Origin of the sequence: Alcaligenes sp. PF14 (assembly GCF_037150615.1) — a bacterium.
Lineage (GTDB): Bacteria > Pseudomonadota > Gammaproteobacteria > Burkholderiales > Burkholderiaceae_B > Alcaligenes > Alcaligenes phenolicus.
This window is the reverse complement of record NZ_JBAGRS010000002.1, coordinates 1-17,215: the sequence shown is the minus strand read 5'-3', so window position 1 is coordinate 17,215 and position 17,215 is coordinate 1. Positions and strand designations below refer to the sequence as shown.

Genomic DNA, 17,215 nt, shown 5'->3' with positions numbered 1-17,215 from the left:
ATGTGCCCTGAATGCGGTAAGCAGACGTTTTTTGAAACTCCGACAGGACGCAAATGCTCTCAATGCTCATACGAGATGAAAGTCCCTGCAAATAGTGGCAGGGGCGGCCAAGGCAGTAAATGCTCAAACTGTGGCGAGCAAAAAGTTTTCAACAACAAATGTCGCTCTTGTGGAGCCACATACAGAAAATCGACTTAATAAGGAGCAGAAATGGGTTTTTGGGATACCGTAGGTAAGATAGCCTCGACGGCGGGGAAAGTGGCTGTTGAGGCTGGCAACAACGTGAAGCAAAAAGTTGACCGGGCCAACGAACTGGCTCTGGAATATGAGACAAAATCAGATAATTATTTGAAGGATAAATATCGGAATGGAAACATGACCGAGCGAATGGCCGCAACTAAAGTACTAAAGAGCAGAGGATATTTGAAACCTAGAGAGTAGGGATCACATTCTATAACTCTGACTTGACCTGACTGGGCAGCTTAAAATTAGTTTCCATCAGGTCAAGTCGGGATCATCGCAGCCCCCGTAAACCGGCTATCTGGGAAGTAATTAGCTGCGCTATTTTCGCCACTTTACCTCACCGATAGGATCCCCATTTACATCTCGCTCAAGCACACGTCCAAAATTTTCTTCCTCAAATTTACGCATCCACTCTCTCTCCTCACGCGTAGAGTCGCCCCCTTGGTCCTGAACTTGATCTTGATTCTGCTTCTTCATAACTTTCTCCTGTTTTAATCTCGACAATCATATCTCTCGAGAAATTACGATCGGCATGCATACCAACTTGAACACTCATTATTTGTTATCGTTCACATACAGGCAAGCCATAACATCCCGAATATGAAGGCTAAACCGCTTTACACTGAAAAGGTAAGATCTTGCTGTGCCCGCACCGCACATTCACAACGTGTGAAGGCACAATAATTTCAACGTTCGTGCAGCCCATTCTGGGTAGTTTGCTGCATGCGGCGTGCTACGCGGTCTGTGCAAGCCGATGCAATAGCCAGAAGCTCAACATCGCTGGCTGCGCATCCCACTTCACCGATTTCGATGTTACGTGCCAGCTTGGCAAACGACATGATGTAGGCGTTAGACGGGATGGGTGTGATCTGCACATTTAAGTCCTGCTCCCGATTATCTCGATCAAACCGCACATTCCATCGCTGTGTACGTAGATCAGCTTCAGATTGCATTAGGGTCTGGAAAATACGCTGAGAGATAGCTGCCGCCAACGCCTGAGCCTCGATTGTCCTCTGCTGCGTTCCGTAGCCACCAGTCTTGCGGATACTGGGCAAAACTTCCGATGTAACCCATTTACGAAATCGATGGGGGACGGTATTAGGCTTCACCGCATCACGGCAACGAAGCGCTAAGGTATACATGCCGGATTCGGAGACAACAACAAGGCTGCCACCACGATCTAACTTCAAGTTAGACCGCTCATCCTCATCTAGGGATGCCGTGGCTTTCGATGGGTTGCTTAGCTTCAGCGCTCTGCATACATCTGTAGCAACAAACCACGGCTCTCCGTTGATCATGATGAACCGGACAGCATGAGATTCAAATTTGAAAACCGAAGGGGTGTGACTGGAGGCGGCAAGCGCCAGAGTGGGTTGGTGCATGATTGCTCCTTTGCGAGACTTGAGAGTCATCGCCGGAGCACTCTTACATGCACCGGCAATGGCGGCCAGGAGGTTAAGAGCCCGTGCAAAGCCGGGTGGACTTCTTTCCCTTTCGGGTCTTGTATCCGTCGCCCTCCCAGCCATTGATCTGTATGGCGCGGGCGCAAAAAAACCGCGTATCTATCGGGAGCGGATGCCGCTTTGCACTGGAGCTCTTACCCTCCATCCCTTCCGGGACGAGTTAAGTGTACCCCTAGGTAAACGGCTCCGCAACACCCCCACCAATATCCAACTACATGCCTTGTGCTGCCGCCCCCCGTCGAGCTACCGAGGCACCAGGTGGCACAAACCCCATCTGAAACGCCAGCTGCTTTGTGGCAAACTCCAGCCGGAAGTAATACAGCGCTCTGGAGATACTCAGTCGTTCCAATTTCTCCTTGATAGCCCCTGGCCGGACATAATGCATGGACAGGATTGCTCGATATTCCGGGTGTATAGCATTTACCTCTGCGTCCAAGCGCTCTACTTCTTTATCAGACACAAACTCCGATGGGTCCATTTGAGTACCGCCGTCCACGCGCATAACCATGAAAGCCGCTTTCTTCGGATACCCCAGAACACTCCGGTTCTCCCCCCGCTTCCAGCGCCCCCACTCGCCCAGCAAGATTTCAATCTGCGATTTCATACATCCCCCACTTCAATCTTCAGATACCCGCGCTTAGCTGGGTCCAGTCCATCATCAACAATCAGCGGTCGAAACCGTTTGTCATCCACCCCAAGGGCTTTGGCGATGCCGTCAATCTGCGGCTTGATGCAGGCCAGCAGGTTGTCCAGGTCGCGCCCCCTGCGATCCGGAGACATGAAAGTCACTTTCACTGGGATGCGATCCCCGCCGATGAAGCGCCGCCGACCAAGCTCTACGACTGCCGCCACACGTCCATCGCGCCTTGCCTGCTCCTTGGCTGACTGGACCCCACCCCAGTGCCGCCCGTTCTTGCGATTGGGCATTAGCCGCATATCAGGCCAGGGCAGCACCAGAGTTAATGCGGTTGCCTCGGTCATGCCTGGTCTCCTACTGCTGCCTGGGCCATGCGTACGATGGCGGGTGTGCGTCCTTTCGGATTACCCATGATTTCTTTAGCCCATGCCTTGTGGTCTTTACCTTTACGGCTGATGGCTTTCTGCGCCATTTCACGCATGGCCTTTGTTCCCTGTTCGCTTTGAGCCACGCTTGATGGCGCTGGCAGTGCTGGCGCTGGGTCTGGAATATCGGGCCACGCCCCCAGGGCCAGCTGGGCATGGAGTGCTTTCTTCCAGCGCCCTTCCATCTGCTGGTAGGCTTGGTTCAGCAAATCAAACCTGCCAACGGCTGCAGCAGCGTGAAAGATCGCAGGGTGTGACCACTCACCACGCTCACCTCGCTCTCGGGCTTGCATGCCCCGCACTGCTTCAAAGAACGCCACATCCGGCTCCAGGTAGGGACGGCAGGCCCGCAAGAACTCGGTCAGGCTTGGTGGCCAGTCGTACATGCGTCGGCTGTTCTGGATTCCCAGGGCAACATCCACCGGCACAATGCCCTCTTCATCGAATGCCTCGGCCCAGGCCTGTTCCCAGTTCGACATGGCTGCTTCGCCCACAAAGTTGGATTTCCACTTGCCGGGGTACAGGCCATCCATCCGGGCGTACAGATGCTCCATCAGCGTTTTGCCATCCAGCTTGGGCACTGGTTTCAACCAGGCGCTCTCACGCTCAAACGTCGATAACATCGCCACCTCCTTGGCTTTCCGCTTGTCGTTTGCGTCGACGCTCTTCGATGTACGCATTGGGGTCGAACTTTCCACCCCGAGCCGCTTGCCCGCCCCCTGGCTGGTCCTGCGACATTCCCCGCGTTAGCCAGTCGGCTTTTCCTCCCCGCCAACCGCGCAGCATGCACTCGGCCAGGAAGTCGTCAACGCTGAACCCGGCTGCCTGGGCTTTATGCGCTTCTGCGCCCAAGCGGTTTGCAGCGGTCTGGGTCAACGGTGCTTTGATCGCTTTACGGTGCTGCAGGTAATCCGCCCAGACTTCCGACGATGGATTCACAGGCCAGTGCTCAAAGCTGAACGAAGGCGAGTTTTCTTTTTTGGTATTTTTTTCTTCTGTAGTCTCTGTAGTAATCTCTGTCTTTATTAACGAACTGCGCTTTGGGTGGTTCGGGAATGGCGCTTTGGGGGTTTCGGTATTTGCGCTTTCGCTATTCCCGAATTGCGTTTCCGCGTTTAGGGAATCGACGTTTTGTTGTTCGGGGTTTTCGGCTTCACCCGCCCCCGCAATCAGTCGATCAAAGGCACCACGGTCCAGCTTGAAGTACAGCTTGTGTTCAATACGCTTGTGGGTCTCGGTGATAAGGCCACGGTCGCGTAACTGGCGACGTGCTGTCGTCTGCTCGCGAACGGACAAACCTGTTTCTGCCTCCCACTGTTCTGCGGTCTTGTACACACCCAGCTCGGCATCCTCCATGCGCTCGTCCCAGTAGATGAGCTGAGACAAGAAGATGGCGGCATTCACGCCCCCTACCATTCGAGCCAAGGCGGGGTGATAGGCAATTGGACGCCCTATCGTGCGCATCAGGTCGGATGCACTTAGCATGTCACCTGCCTCCTCAAATACGCCCCCACGAACGTCTCTACGTCGCGGTCGGCTTGCTCAGGCCATTGGCCCAGGCGTTTCAATTCATCACGGGTTTGGTGCAGCCAGGTGATCTGCAAGCCCACTGCAGTGGCCTTGTCGTAAATCCCACCCTGGTCGAGCTTGCTGTGGCAGCCTCGCCCCCAGGCGTTATCGGTGCACAGGGGGAACATCAAAGCGTCAGATACCTTCAGGCCAAGCCCTTTACCAAACTCAATGCCATTCATGTGGGCAGCCTGGGAGCGATACCACCGGCCGCAGTTGGCGCATGGCAGTGCCGCGACGTTGCGACGGTGCTGCTCGGAGCGGTAGACAGCTAAGGGCTTGGGCCGATGCTGCAGGGCTGTTCCGACTATCTGGGCAATACGCTGCCCAAGGCTCGGACCCTTCTTTTCCTTTGGCTTGGCTTTGAATGCACTGCGTTTGAGTGCTTGCCGGCGCTGCAGCTGTGTGCGCTGTGGCCATTCTGTTTTCTTCATCGCAGTTGATCCTTCAAAGACGTCGGCAATGTGAAGAACAGGCCCATGCCGTCCAGCGTGCGCACGAAATGCTGTGGGTTCACCATGGCCAGACTGTCGGTGCCAAATTCGGCGTACAGCTTTTCTTTGATCTGCTGCTGGCGCTCATGGGGTTCTTGGTCGAAAGCTACTTTCAGGACTTTGCATACCTGGGGGCTGTTGAACCAGCCCAGCTTGTACAGGTCGGTGTAGTAGGTGCCGTAGGGTGCTTTGGTCATGCTGAGACCTCCTTGCGGTGCCAGCGGGTCACGTTGCGGATGATGCGAAAGCACAGGCGGATCAAATCCAAGGCCTTGGCCACCACACGCTCACGCTCTTCATGGGTCACTCGACCGTCTGCCGTTGTGCCGGTGATGGCGCTACACATTTCGCCAAGTTCAGCGGCTGCTTTGAGTGCCTTCTCGTTTAATGCCGTGGCCTCGTTCTCGAATCCCCCTACCGGCTCAGGCGGCAGATCAACCACATGCAATCCACCTTGGTGAGCTGCAGCGATGAGCCAGTCCCGTGCACTTTCTCGGCAGTCGGCTAATTCATCGAGCCATTCGGTCAGCAGGAAGGCCATGTCGATGTCCAGTTGCTCACCACCGGTCAGCTTGCGACGTAGGGACTCGGGATGAATTGACAGGCCGCGACGGTCTGAGAGAAATACGGCAGCCGCGCCAACGCCGCCTGGGGCCTGACGGACAGCACTGTAAAGCGCGTCTCGCCAGTTCAAGGAAGAAAAACGTCTTGTCATTGGGCTGAACTCCTGTGTATTTCAGCGTTTCGCCCTCCCCTCGTAATCGCTACAGTAAAAGTGTGAAAAGTACGTAGTGATAAATCAGGAGTGGGAACTGCAAATGGAAAAAATAGGTCGTGAAACTGAAAATGCAGGGATGGATAAAAAAGAACTTCCCCGCTTTGAAATCATTGATAGAGCTACTGAGCTGGCCTATCAGGCCTTCAACTGCCCTACCGATGAACACATAACCGGCATATACGACCGGCTTATTTGGAACGAGCAACATGGGCTCGACGAGGTAGGTGTAACTACCACTCATTAAGGGGCGGCCTGCCCCAATCAGCTATGCTTGGAAATGCACGTAACCAAACATGTCTCAAAAGGAGCAAGCCATGAAACTCAACATCGATTCACATGCCGTTGAAGTCCCCTGCCAGGCATGCGGCAAGAAGCTCAGTCAAACGATCGGAAGGCTCAAACAGGATCCGGATATCAAATGCTCCTGTGGCGTTACTACCAAGATCGATGCTTCTGGTCTGAGAAATGGAATCGCCAAGGCTGAGAAGTCGCTGTCTGACTTCCAACGAAACCTCAGCAAAATGTTTAAGTGATTCCATCGTCGCGAGCAGACTAGAAGCATCCACGCTCAATGAAACTGTCTGCTCGCGGCCGCTAGACATGAGCGCCCGCTTTCGTAATGCAGTCAGGGGGACCGATGGGGATACGGTCGTCAGGTTTGGGGTCGGGGGTGTTGGGCATGTGGGATTCCTTTAGTTCAGGCCAAATATCTCCGCGTAGCTCCTCCCGCCGTACGCGGCCTCCAGACTCAATATCAAGTCGTCGGGCGAGACCTCCATCCAGCCGATGCCCCCGCGAGATAGCTTTCCTGAGATATCCCAGCGTGGTGCCACACCTCTCGGCATAAGCAGCTTGTGTAGGTCGGTCTAGGCCGTTCAGATAGGTGCGAAGAGTTTCCATGCACAAATCTTACCTATAGGTAATTAATTTATCAATACCCGCAGGTCATTTACTCACAGGTAATAATTAGTTGAAATCTGCCCATGGATAAATTTGAACAACGTCGTCAAGCATTGCTCGCGCTACGTGCGCAGCTTGGGCATGGAGCCATCTCACAGATCGCTTCACGGATTGACGTTGACCCCAGTTACGTCTCCCGCATGCTCTACCCTGAAGGAAAGGCAGGCCAAAAGCGTATTGGCGAGGATAATGTTGAGCGACTGAATGCCGCTTTTCCTGGTTGGCTTGAAGCTGAAACCGGGGAAATGACAACTGCGGTCAGTAGCGCACCGGCCCCTGGTTATGTACGCCTGGAACACCTCTCCCCCACCCCCTCTATGGGCCGTGGTCGCGAAGTAGACACCCCCGTGCAACTTGTTCAACACTTAGACGTGCTTGAACAATGGGTGCGTGAGAAAGTTGGAAGTGTGAATCCGTCTCGCATCAAGGTGCTGACCGGTAGCGGAAACAGTATGTCGCCCACTATCAATGATGGAGATCTGGTGTTTGTTGATGTGGAGTGCAGGAGTATCGAAGCGGCAGGTATCTACGTGCTTGATGTTGCTGGTCGCTTGATACTCAAGAAGGCGATGATTCTGAGCAGTGGAACGCTGATAATCCGCAGCGACAACATTGATGAATATCCAGATGAAGAGCGCTACGATCTACGCCACATTGCTGAAGCTATCACTGTGTGCGGGAAGGTCATGGCCTGGTGGAGCCTGAGGAAAGGCTGAATATGACAGATATCGATTTAACCCAGCCCAGGGAGGCTGTACGTAAGAAGGACTGAGCAAGAAGAGACAAGGAGCCGTTTGGCTCCTTATTTTTTATATCCAAACCAATGACGCTTAGCGCAAAATTGTGTGTCGGGGAGGCACCTTAAATGATGCATTTAGAAACTGCAGATCTAATACAAGGAACAGAGATGCCTGCCGGGGACGGCCAAACCGGAGCACAGCGCTGCATCTTGATAACTTCATCCGGCGTTAAGCGAGCTGCAATATTGAAACGTGGCACTTTAAGCGAAATTGCCTCAGAATGTTTTTGCGCCTTACTCTTACGTGCCTGGGGGCTGAATACCCCGGACCCTTTCCTGGTGAGGCTAGGCTCTGACCTGGGGTTTGGTAGCGCGGATGTGGGGTACCCAAACCTAAAACAAACTCTTGGTTTAGAGACAATTCCTTATGGACCTGCTAGAACAGCGGCGGAACAGCTTGCGTACCAACTAACAGCTGGCTTTAGCTCCACGCCCACAGCGCTTGCGGCAGACGAAGCGATCGGAAATCGCGATCGAAACCTTGGAAATATTTTATGGGATGGAAAGGAGGAAGCTTGGATTGACCATGCCATGTGCCTAGAGGCCGGAAAATCCATGAAAGACTACAACAAACTCGCACTCATAGTGCAGCAAACTAATAAAGCAAATGCCATTGCCCAATCCGCAGTTGCTCAAGCCTTGTCATTTGACACAACTGCAATTAGCGAAGCTGGCAATATCGTAGACCAAATGCTTGGAACCAATGATATAGCGGATTTCGTAGCCGACCGTATTGCGAGCGTTGCAAATCTTGTCATTGCTCGCTTCCCAAGTACGGCTAGTCTAATATAGAGACCATGATGACTAACACCACTGCCGAATTTTTGACGCCATGGAGAGCCCTGTTTTGGGAGCCTGTTGCCGGTACCGGCGAACGGCTAATGGTGGGTTTAGTTTATTCTTTTAAAGGTCAATGGGCAGCACAGCGCATCCTCCGAGATGATGTCCTAGAGTCGCTCTATGGCAAGGCTTCAGCCGATGTGAAAACGCTTATCGATCATGCATTGAAGACATACGCCGTAGCAGCGGAGGCTAGCAACGACATTGATACGATAAGTTTTTCAGTAGCTGGACTAATTCCTAGTGATGCAAGATTTGTTCGCGTGGACTCTGTATCAGAACTACTACAAGTTGCTGCTCTTCTCTATTCAAGCCTTGCCCAAATTGACAAATTTGATGAGCAGGATGAGAACGACGCACCACAAGCCGAAGAAGTGAATAAGCGATTCAGCACAGAAGTTCGGGAAGCTGTGATCTCGCGTAGACCGGACTTGATGTATGGCTTTGGCAAGGGGGGAAGACTAACCATGGGCGGGGCCTTAGTAAAATTCGGCTTTTTTTCCCCTTCCGTGATTCTGCACTTCTCAGTGCTGCATCCTGTACGACAGTCTGCAAGTGTTAGAGATGCACGGGCCAAGCTTTGGGAGTTATCTAGAGCGGCAAACCTTTCTGGCATTGCCAAAGCAGGTCTAATTACAGCAATACCGCGCCTGGATGACCCATCAATCGGGCAACACCAGCGAAAAAGCATTGCATCCAATCAGATGGCAATAGAGCGCGAGGCTGACGATGCAGAAATTAGGCTCTACCCTGTCCATAACGCATCTGAGGGGGCAGAGCAACTGATTGCACTTGCCTCCTAGGCGCCGCAACGTCTGCCACCAATAAACGAAGACCCTTCCTTTGAGTAGAAACACCAAAGCCCCTCCCGGGGCTTTTTCGTTGGATGTACTGACTAGGCCCTGACGCCCTCAGCCCCGAGGAAGCGTTACAAAGCACTTCTATACCTCAGTGAGCGAAAAGCCCATACTGGTACAATGAGACTGATCTCATTCAAAGGTGGCAATCTCGCTACCTCACTACCCTTCAAATTCCTCGCCATATCATTGCTTAGGAAAACCTCGATTTCCAGGCTGCAGCGGTAATTTGAAGTCATACAGAAGGTATTACTATCTACGAAAAACTTAATCAGGCTAGTCGCAGCCCACTACACACTTCTCCGTTGCGCGAGCCCGCTCGCCGAACAGTCGAAAGCCATCAAACCTATACAAAGCAAGTGGTGTCGACCCGGCAAAAACTTATCCGACAACTAAAAGACCGATTCCCCGGCCTTCCGTTCTGATACGTCAGCTCACGTGACGAGCCTATACGACAAAGCCCCTCACGGGGCTTTTTTGTTGGGCCACGCTTATTCACGAAGGCAGATCGACCTTAATCGGCGTAAATTTCTCTTGAGGGGTATAGCTAGATGAGGCTGGATGCCAGCCCTTCTGACGCATACACGCCATCGTTATCTCATTTCTCCTTAGCGCCATGTCCAAAGATGACCCGAACGCACTTGCGTAAGAGTTATCGTACCCACCAGCATATTTTAGCGCTTCGTACTCACAGGCCGACTTATCCGCCTCAAAGTCCCAGACATTGGCGCCAGGCTTGTACAGAACCTGCTTCGCACAGCCAGCTAGGCCTATGGCCAGCAACACTCCCACAGTCATCCGACTAAGTTTGCTCATTTCTCCTCTAGCCCCAAAAAAATACAAAAAGTAACGGCATCTTAGCCCGCTAGCGCATGCAGGCCCATTACCCATATCGTTTAAATAATTACCCATAGGTATTGTTTTATTAATTACCTTTGGGTAATATTCATCCAACGCTCTTTAACAACCCACCTGCCGATGTTGCTCACCCCGCCTATGTGGGAGTGTTCGTCCGGCTCAATAGCACCCACAAGCATGGTTGTGGCTCTGCGCGGTATCCCTGCCGTCTCCAGTCCGTCAAAGCACGGTTTACGGAGAAAGAGGGTGAGGCGTAGACGGCCAAAAACGGAAACGGTCATGCTGGTTGGAATCCCAGCACTCATGGCCCCTTTGGTGGGGCCGCATCTGAAACCGTCCTACTCAGGGCGGTTTTTCATGCGAGGAGCAAATGAAGAAACTCTTTTTGGTTGCAGCAGCCGCGTCGCTGATGGCTCTGGCTGGCTGCGACACTGACTCTAAGGTGGCGTCTCGGAACCTGTCGAAAGCCGCTGATATGTTCGAGATTGAGCGCCGCATCGTTTTCTACAACGGAATCACCGACGCATACATCCTGACCATTGAGGGCCGGTGCTCCATTGACACCAACGCCAGCAACACGTCCTTTCATGTCACCTGCAAGGTTGGACCAAACGAATACAAGAAGCACTTCCTTGGTCTATCCGACAACGTCACCTACTTTGCAGAGCAGTTGGCCTCTGCCAATGTCAGCACCTACCACTATCGAGTAGTTTTCAAGCCTCAAACCATTCTTTCTGATTGGGACGTTCGCGGCAGTCTCGATGCCCTGCCCATCGGAAAATAAAGGAGCCCACATGATCGACCTACAGTCTTTCGCGGCGAGTGGAGACATCCGAGGGTATCTCAATGCACCTTTTCAAGATGACGGCCATGCCATCGCCACGAATTCACATATCGCTGTGATTGTTTTCGGGGCTGGTGGAGGCCTGCCCACTGCTCATGAAAAGATGATCGGCAGAGTTCAGGCTCTTGAGCGTGATTCTCGCCAGTACTCTCAGGCTCTGCCAATTACCCTGCCAAAAAGGCCTAGCACTCCTTGTAAACATTGTGAAGGCTCAGGCCTAGTTATCGTGGCGGACTGCGATGACTGTGATGGCGATGGCTACTTCTGTCATGGAAATTACGAGTATGAATGCCTGGCCTGCAAAGGCGACGGGAGTTTGATCGAGCCCGCCCCAAAAGGAAAATCTGATGCAGAAGCCTGCATGCCTTGTAACGGATCTGGAGTTGAATTCCGCACCATAGACCTGGAGGCCGATGGCGTACGCTACCGCTTTCAGGAGCGCTATCTGAGGCTGATTCAAGGGCTTCCGCATCACAAGCTGCTCGTAAATGGAGACCCGAAAGCCTTCGCAAGGTTCGAGTTTGATGGCGGCGCTGGGGTGCTCATGCCTTGTTATCTGGATTAGTTCCGAAGCGGATGCTTTGCCGGACTTGCACTCGCTCACCATCACCCCGTGCGACGGGTGTCGGCTGAATATTCGCGTCATACAACAACCGACAACGCCAGCCTGAGTGCGCACAGGCCCATGGCCCGCATGGTGAGAGCGGGCACCCTCCGGCCGCAGCATTCCCATTCCCCTCACTTTTTCGATATCAAACCCGCCCTCGCCATGGGCGGCGGGAGTGCTGCGACTAGAGGGTAATCAGTTTCATAAACAACGAAGCCCCACCTTCCAACGAAGCGTGGGGCTTTTTCTTTTCTAACAGGAGGCGCTATGACCGCGCTCGCTTATTTGATGTTGCTCGCTGGCCTGGTAACTGCTGGGCTATTGGTCGACAAGCTGTGGGTGCGTGTCCTGCATCCCAAACTGGCCCAGCACTTTGACTGGGAGCCGCTACCAGCTGATAGCGAAATCCCTATTGACTGGTGCTTGGGCTTTGCTTTCGTAATCACGGTCTCAGCTGGCCTGCTCAACTACATCGCCCCCGCAGCGGGCTTCTAAATATGGCTTCCGTCAACAAAGTAATTCTCGTCGGCAACCTTGGACGAGATCCCGAAGTCCGATACCAGGCCGGTGGCGCCCCCGTGTGCAATATCTCGATTGCCACTACGTCCAGCTGGAAGGATAAGCAGACCGGTGACCCCCGAGAGGAAACGGAATGGCACCGTGTGGTGTTCTACAACCGTCTGGCTGAAATCGCGGGCGAGTACCTGCGTAAAGGCCGTCCCGTCTACGTAGAAGGTCGTCTGCGCACCCGTAAATGGACAGGCCAGGACGGTCAGGAGCGTTTCACTACCGAGATCATCGCCGAGCAAATGCAGATGTTAGACGGAGCATTCCACCGCCAAACCGGGAATCAATAATTCTATGAATCAACAGTAGGGATTGGCTCATATTTATCTCTATGAACTATTAACTCGCTGAGATAAGTAGATATGTCTGCCACTTCCTTCTTAATGCGGCTCGCCCGGTCATCAAATATTTTTTCTCCCTTTTCCTCCCGTAGCTGAACATCCTCTACATTCTCAATAATCCAGGTCAAATACTCTTTAATGCGCCATATTTTTGACCGCACCTCCACCATAATTACGACCGAGCGCGTACCGCTGAGATGCTCAAGATTGACCTGATCGAGCATCCTTTCCACCGGGTCCAAATAGTCGATTTTGAAATAGTTTTTCCCCGTTGCCACAGCTTTAAGCCTATCCCCAGGCCACCATCTAGAACCTCCCAACTTCTCTAAATGGCTATGCAACGTGCGAACAACGTCTACCGCGAGTTGAACAGCAGCTTTTTCCCGCTCTTTCTTCTGATGTTGGAAGAGGGCACGCCCCTGCCTTCCAGCCCAATATATTGCCGCGACTGACGCTATGGCTTGTACCCATACGGCAGTTCCAGATGCGTCAAGTAAAGGAAATAAAAAGGGGAACAGAAACCAGCCAAATCCAATGCCCACGACCCCGCCAACTAGAAAAGCGGCAATCAGCGTCCTCTCAAAAGCAACCTCTTTAAACATCCCCGCTTCCTCTCACAAGCTCTGTAAGTAAATATGTGGAAGCAGCATAGCCCATCCTGAAAGGAATACACCCATGTGGTTTAAAAACCTGCGTATCTATCGCCTGGATACGGCATTTGCCCTGTCCGCTCAACGACTGGCCGAGCTGCTGGCTAAGCATCAATTCACGCCATGCAGCAGCCAAGAACCTCTCAGCTTGGGCTGGGTACCGCCACGAGAAGGTGGTGAGCTGGTCCATGAAGTGAACGGACAGTATCTGATCTGCATGCGGGCCGAAAAGAAACTACTGCCGAGTGCTGTGGTCAACCAGGCGGCACGCGAGAAGGCCCGCGAAATTGAAGAGCAACAAGGCTACAAGCCAGGTCGCAAGCAGATGAAGGAAATCAAAGAGCAGATCATCATTGATTTGATGCCCCGCTCTCATGCGGTGCAGCGCGACACATTGGTGTGGATCGACACTCAAAACCACTGGTTTGTCATTGATGCCGCAGCGGTTGCCAAGAGTGACGAGGTTTTAGGCCTCTTCGCAAAGAGCGTGGAGCCCTTCCCCGTGCAGCCGCTGTACACCGAGCAAGCGCCCGGTGCCGCCATGACCTCCTGGCTGGTGAACGAAGAGCAACTGGCCAACTTCACCGTGGACCAGGAGACAGAACTGCGCTCCACCGGCGATAGCGGTGCTGCTGTGCGCTACGTGAAACAAAGCGCCGACATCGACGAAGTGCGCAAGCACGTTGAAGCTGGCAAGCAATGCACCCGCCTGGCCATGACCTGGGCGGATCGCATCAGCTTTGTGCTGACCGACGCGCTGGACGTCAAACGTGTGGCCCCGCTGGACATCCTGACTGAAAAACAAGATGTGACGGCCGTCAACGATGACGACATCTTTGATGCCGACATGACCTTGATGACCGCCGAGCTGGCCAAGATGATCAGTAATCTGGTCGTTGTGCTGAGTGGGGAGCGTGAGTAAGCCAATATACATTAACTCAGATTTAATCTGATAGACACTCACAGATGTATCGTGCAGAAAGCGTCCCCAAATAGACGACCAAACTACTAACGCCTGACTCGAGCCTCGCCGCGAAGCGGCGTCGGCTTGGATGAATGGCTAGGGGCTTCCACACGATATTCAACATCTATCCCTTGAACGTAAACATCCCCTCATCCTCGGAATAAAGGGCATTCTGTATAGTGTTCCGCTCCTCCAATGTGTGAAGGCTGTTCTCAAGAAATTCGTCGACGTCTAATCCCTGAGGAAGAGTAATGCCACCAACCACATGGTGCGAGTATCCATTCTCTCTTTCAAACTCAATTGAATGCGAGAACTCGCGGTACTCAACCGAGTCGACACCCAATTGGTGCTCTTCAGTGTAGAGAAATAGCTGTACGCCAAAATTGAATATGCTCGGATAGATATCGACATAGTCGAGGTAAAAGAGGCACGTTTTTCTAATCGCATCAGCATTCTTTGTACTTTCAAGCACTCGATCCATAACTATCCTCGGAACCAAACACAGAACACCCAGCTCAGCCTCGATAGGCACATTCGAGATCATTGGTACCGCTCGAGCTTTGTTGTATATCTCTGCTTGATGAACCGCGTAGTTACGTATGGCCTTAATTGTCAGGAATTCGTCGCTTCTGAAGAAGTTCGGATAACCTGCCTTTCGAACCTTGTCGTTTAAGCTGTAAGCAGACGAAAATACCTCACGTACTGAATCTGGATCTGGGCTTTGACAGAAAGAGGCGTATTGCTTGAAGAACCTTCTTATCTCAGCCAAGCAATCCTCTTTCGTTACTTTTGGTGGCACGGAGGAATCTCCCAAAAAGTACCTAACGAAAAATCCACACTGGCCGCCGAGGGCGGATCGGCTTGAGCGATGGGCCGGCTCAAACTATTCCCATTTTGCGGAACGCAAATTACTTATTAGTTTTACGTCGTCCTGAAGGCTTGGAGGCAAAGCACTATATCCTTTGCTTGCCTTTATAAGATCTAGTGCTTTTTTGTCGCTATAAGAATTGGCGAATAATTCTAACTCTCCCTTTGCAGGAGGTTCATTTCCATTTTTGATCCATTGATTTAACAAGCACGAATACCAAGCATCTTTCATGGCTTTGTCAATCATTTCAGGGGTAGGAGTAAGATTAGTATTCATTTTTAATATCCGGTTGAGAATGGTCTAAATAGATTTACACATCACGTAAAAAATCGCTCTTGTCCTTATAAAAAGAGTCTAGCCATAGGAATGAAAGTGAGCAATTGACAATCAAATTAGAAGCAACCAAGTGTCGTCAAAATCCAATGCAATAATGACTGTTCATAGCCGTACGCGGCGGTTGCGCGCCTAACTATAACCAATTTCCCTCTACTATATCTGCAAGGATCATAGCCGAACCTCTGTGGCTAAAACATAGGATGCCGCCCCTATGAAGCATCACGATTACAGCAACACTCCATAACCCCGCTTGATTTACTCAACCGGGGTTTTTCTTTTCTAGGATCAACCCATGACCACCAAGCAGTTTTTGTTGCCCATCGCCTCGGAGATCACGGTCGATCTTTTCGCAGGCGGTGGTGGCGCTTCCACCGGGCTGGAACAAGCCTTGGGACGGCATGTTGATATTGCCGTCAACCATGACCCAGAAGCCATTGCCCTGCATACCATCAACCACCCTCAGACTGAGCACTATGTCAGTGATGTGTTTGAGATCAATCCACACGTTGCTACTCGCGGTCGGCCAGTCGGGCTGCTGTGGGCCAGCCCTGACTGCAAGCACTTCAGCAAGGCCAAGGGCGGCAAGCCCGTCTCCAAGCGCATCCGTGGGCTAGCTTGGGTGGTCGTGAAGTGGGCAAAGGCAGTTCGCCCCCGCGTGATCATCCTTGAGAACGTGGAAGAATTTCAGACATGGGGGCCGCTGACTGATGACGGCATGCCCTGCCCTGAGCGTAAGGGCCAGACGTTCCAACTCTGGAAAGAGCAGCTTCGTGCCCTTGGGTACCGCCTGGAATACAAGGAACTGCGGGCCTGCGACTACGGCGCGCCAACCATCCGCAAGCGCTTCTTCATGGTGGCGCGGTGTGATGGCCTGCCTATCGTGTGGCCGCAGCAAACTCACTTTGCCAAGCCAGCCAAGGGCCAGCTGGCCTGGCGCCCGGCATCGGACATCATCGACTGGTCCATCCCGTTCCCATCCATCTTTGAACGCAAGCGTCCCCTTGCTGACGCGACATGCCGGCGCATTGCTAAGGGTGTGATGCGGTACGTGATAGAGGCGGAAAACCCATTCATCGTGCCGGGTGGCGTCAGTTTCATCACAAAGTTTCGCTCTGGCTCGGTGGGCACAGGCCTGGATGAGCCGCTGCACACAGTCACGGCCGGTGGCGAGACAAAGCGCATGAGCACAGGGAACGTGATGGGAATGGTGACGGCATTCTTGGCCAAGCACTACACCGGCGTAGTGGGCAGCGATCTGCAAGACCCCATCGGCACTGTCACCAGCGTGGATCACCACAGTCTGATCACGGCCAACCTGATTCACATGGGACACGGCGAAGGGAAGGCAGGCGGCAAACGGTTCAGTCATGGCATCCGCAATGTTGAGCAACCGCTGAATACCGTGACGGCATCCGGCTGCCCTGCAGGTCTGGTCACAAGCCATCTGGTGAAGCTGCGTAATAACCAATTCGGTCAGAGCCATGACGAGCCTATGCCGACACTGACTGCCGGCGGCGGGCATGTTGGAGAAGTTCGCTCATTCCTGGTGAAGTATTACGGCAATGAGCAGGATGGAGTGAGTTTGCACGAGCCTCTACACACAATCCCCACCCGTGACCGCTTCGGGCTGGTGACAGTCCATGGTGATGATTACCAGATCGTGGACATTGGCCTGCGCATGCTGACACCACGCGAGCTCTACCGCGCTCAAGGCTTTCCTGACTCGTACATCATCGATCAGAAGCCTGACGGCAGCCCGCTTACCAAAACCGCTCAGGTCCGCATGTGCGGTAACAGCGTCTGCCCGCCACTGGCCCATGCCTTGGTCCAGGCAAACTACTCCGATCAGCAGATCTCCCCTCGGGAGAAAGTCGCATGACACAAAGCGCCTACAGCAACAAACCCCTGCCCCGCCTTCGACACATCGAACCGGGGCAATTTTTTACCCTTCGCCATGACCCCACGCCTCGGATTCTGCTGCATAAATCCAAGCATCACGGTCATTTCAATAACGGATATGCATCCCTGTGCCATGAGCTCGATATCGGGTGTGTGGTCTGGGATGAGAACGGATGGGAAGCAAAACCATGACTCAGAAACTCTTAATGCCTCTGA

At 52.9% G+C, this 17,215-nt stretch carries 23 protein-coding genes and 1 pseudogene; 12 read left to right on the top strand and 12 right to left on the bottom strand.

What is annotated here, in order from left to right; all coding sequences use genetic code 11:
- Window positions 1–210 precede the first annotated feature (210 nt).
- Window positions 211–441: a hypothetical protein gene (locus tag WFM49_RS04100; RefSeq protein WP_336971853.1), complete on the top strand. Its 231-nt coding sequence runs from the start codon at window positions 211–213 to the stop codon at window positions 439–441.
- Between the two features lie 120 nt (window positions 442–561).
- On the opposite strand, the gene WFM49_RS04095 is transcribed toward WFM49_RS04100, so the two are convergent.
- From WFM49_RS04095 to WFM49_RS04055, 9 genes are all read right to left on the bottom strand, one after another.
- Window positions 562–720, bottom strand: a complete 159-nt coding sequence (locus WFM49_RS04095; RefSeq protein WP_336971851.1) for a hypothetical protein — start codon at window positions 718–720, stop codon at window positions 562–564.
- A 209-nt stretch (window positions 721–929) separates the two neighbouring features.
- Window positions 930–1,625 carry a BRO-N domain-containing protein gene (locus WFM49_RS04090; protein ID WP_336971848.1) on the bottom strand — a complete coding sequence of 232 codons (696 nt, stop codon included), beginning with the start codon at window positions 1,623–1,625 and terminating at the stop codon, window positions 930–932.
- A 292-nt stretch (window positions 1,626–1,917) separates the two neighbouring features.
- Window positions 1,918–2,310 (bottom strand): DUF1492 domain-containing protein, encoded by a 393-nt coding sequence (locus tag WFM49_RS04085; RefSeq protein ID WP_059317813.1) that lies wholly within the window; start codon window positions 2,308–2,310, stop codon window positions 1,918–1,920.
- Entirely contained in the window at window positions 2,307–2,687 is a 381-nt protein-coding gene (locus WFM49_RS04080) for a hypothetical protein (RefSeq protein ID WP_336971846.1), read from the bottom strand. The genes WFM49_RS04085 and WFM49_RS04080 overlap by 4 nt, the downstream gene beginning before the upstream one ends.
- On the bottom strand, window positions 2,684–3,391 hold the full coding sequence (locus WFM49_RS04075) for a hypothetical protein (RefSeq protein ID WP_162090180.1): 708 nt from the start codon (window positions 3,389–3,391) through the stop codon (window positions 2,684–2,686). The genes WFM49_RS04080 and WFM49_RS04075 overlap by 4 nt, the downstream gene beginning before the upstream one ends.
- Window positions 3,375–4,253 carry a hypothetical protein gene (locus WFM49_RS04070; RefSeq protein ID WP_336971843.1) on the bottom strand — a complete coding sequence of 293 codons (879 nt, stop codon included), beginning with the start codon at window positions 4,251–4,253 and terminating at the stop codon, window positions 3,375–3,377. The genes WFM49_RS04075 and WFM49_RS04070 overlap by 17 nt, the downstream gene beginning before the upstream one ends.
- Complete coding sequence (locus WFM49_RS04065; RefSeq protein WP_336971841.1) at window positions 4,247–4,519, bottom strand: hypothetical protein; 273 nt, start codon at window positions 4,517–4,519, stop codon at window positions 4,247–4,249. Before WFM49_RS04065 ends, WFM49_RS04070 begins: the two co-directional genes overlap by 7 nt.
- Window positions 4,520–4,767: 248 nt before the next feature.
- On the bottom strand, window positions 4,768–5,028 hold the full coding sequence (locus WFM49_RS04060) for a hypothetical protein (RefSeq protein WP_336971839.1): 261 nt from the start codon (window positions 5,026–5,028) through the stop codon (window positions 4,768–4,770).
- Window positions 5,025–5,546 carry a phage regulatory CII family protein gene (locus tag WFM49_RS04055; protein WP_009459013.1) on the bottom strand — a complete coding sequence of 174 codons (522 nt, stop codon included), beginning with the start codon at window positions 5,544–5,546 and terminating at the stop codon, window positions 5,025–5,027. The genes WFM49_RS04060 and WFM49_RS04055 overlap by 4 nt, the downstream gene beginning before the upstream one ends.
- A gap of 103 nt (window positions 5,547–5,649) precedes the next feature.
- Here WFM49_RS04055 and WFM49_RS04050 point away from each other — a divergent pair, with 103 nt between their 5' ends.
- The 9 genes and pseudogenes from WFM49_RS04050 to ssb all read left to right on the top strand — a co-directional run.
- Window positions 5,650–5,853: a hypothetical protein gene (locus tag WFM49_RS04050; RefSeq protein WP_336971837.1), complete on the top strand. Its 204-nt coding sequence runs from the start codon at window positions 5,650–5,652 to the stop codon at window positions 5,851–5,853.
- A gap of 70 nt (window positions 5,854–5,923) precedes the next feature.
- On the top strand, window positions 5,924–6,142 hold the full coding sequence (locus tag WFM49_RS04045; RefSeq protein ID WP_264672491.1) for a hypothetical protein: 219 nt from the start codon (window positions 5,924–5,926) through the stop codon (window positions 6,140–6,142).
- Window positions 6,143–6,592: 450 nt separating this feature from the next.
- Entirely contained in the window at window positions 6,593–7,285 is a 693-nt protein-coding gene (locus WFM49_RS04040) for a S24 family peptidase (protein ID WP_336971833.1), read from the top strand.
- Between the two features lie 149 nt (window positions 7,286–7,434).
- A complete protein-coding gene (locus WFM49_RS04035; protein WP_336971831.1) occupies window positions 7,435–8,160 on the top strand; it encodes a hypothetical protein in 726 nt (241 codons plus the stop codon).
- Window positions 8,161–8,168: 8 nt separating this feature from the next.
- Entirely contained in the window at window positions 8,169–9,011 is an 843-nt protein-coding gene (locus WFM49_RS04030) for a hypothetical protein (RefSeq protein WP_336971828.1), read from the top strand.
- Between the two features lie 1,282 nt (window positions 9,012–10,293).
- Window positions 10,294–10,707: a beta-sandwich lipoprotein gene (locus WFM49_RS04025; RefSeq protein ID WP_336971826.1), complete on the top strand. Its 414-nt coding sequence runs from the start codon at window positions 10,294–10,296 to the stop codon at window positions 10,705–10,707.
- Window positions 10,708–10,717: 10 nt separating this feature from the next.
- Window positions 10,718–11,332: a hypothetical protein gene (locus WFM49_RS04020; protein WP_336971824.1), complete on the top strand. Its 615-nt coding sequence runs from the start codon at window positions 10,718–10,720 to the stop codon at window positions 11,330–11,332.
- A 309-nt stretch (window positions 11,333–11,641) separates the two neighbouring features.
- Entirely contained in the window at window positions 11,642–11,869 is a 228-nt protein-coding gene (locus WFM49_RS04015; protein ID WP_336971822.1) for a hypothetical protein, read from the top strand.
- Window positions 11,870–11,871: 2 nt separating this feature from the next.
- Window positions 11,872–12,222, top strand: a pseudogene (ssb, locus tag WFM49_RS04010) (single-stranded DNA-binding protein); the annotation flags it as partial.
- Between the two features lie 11 nt (window positions 12,223–12,233).
- On the opposite strand, the gene WFM49_RS04005 reads toward ssb, so the two are convergent.
- Window positions 12,234–12,884, bottom strand: a complete 651-nt coding sequence (locus WFM49_RS04005; protein ID WP_336971820.1) for a hypothetical protein — start codon at window positions 12,882–12,884, stop codon at window positions 12,234–12,236.
- Between the two features lie 73 nt (window positions 12,885–12,957).
- Here WFM49_RS04005 and WFM49_RS04000 point away from each other — a divergent pair, with 73 nt between their 5' ends.
- Window positions 12,958–13,854 carry a recombination-associated protein RdgC gene (locus WFM49_RS04000; protein WP_336971818.1) on the top strand — a complete coding sequence of 299 codons (897 nt, stop codon included), beginning with the start codon at window positions 12,958–12,960 and terminating at the stop codon, window positions 13,852–13,854.
- A gap of 166 nt (window positions 13,855–14,020) precedes the next feature.
- Here the strand turns inward: WFM49_RS04000 and WFM49_RS03995 are convergent, their stop codons facing one another.
- Both WFM49_RS03995 and WFM49_RS03990 read right to left on the bottom strand, forming a co-directional pair.
- Window positions 14,021–14,695 carry a hypothetical protein gene (locus tag WFM49_RS03995; RefSeq protein ID WP_336971816.1) on the bottom strand — a complete coding sequence of 225 codons (675 nt, stop codon included), beginning with the start codon at window positions 14,693–14,695 and terminating at the stop codon, window positions 14,021–14,023.
- A gap of 84 nt (window positions 14,696–14,779) precedes the next feature.
- Window positions 14,780–15,040 carry a hypothetical protein gene (locus WFM49_RS03990; RefSeq protein WP_336971814.1) on the bottom strand — a complete coding sequence of 87 codons (261 nt, stop codon included), beginning with the start codon at window positions 15,038–15,040 and terminating at the stop codon, window positions 14,780–14,782.
- A 352-nt stretch (window positions 15,041–15,392) separates the two neighbouring features.
- On the opposite strand from WFM49_RS03990, the gene WFM49_RS03985 reads away from it, so the two are divergent.
- Window positions 15,393–16,979, top strand: coding sequence for a DNA cytosine methyltransferase (locus WFM49_RS03985; protein ID WP_336971812.1), 1,587 nt, complete (start codon window positions 15,393–15,395; stop codon window positions 16,977–16,979).
- The last annotated feature ends 236 nt before the right edge of the window (window positions 16,980–17,215 follow it).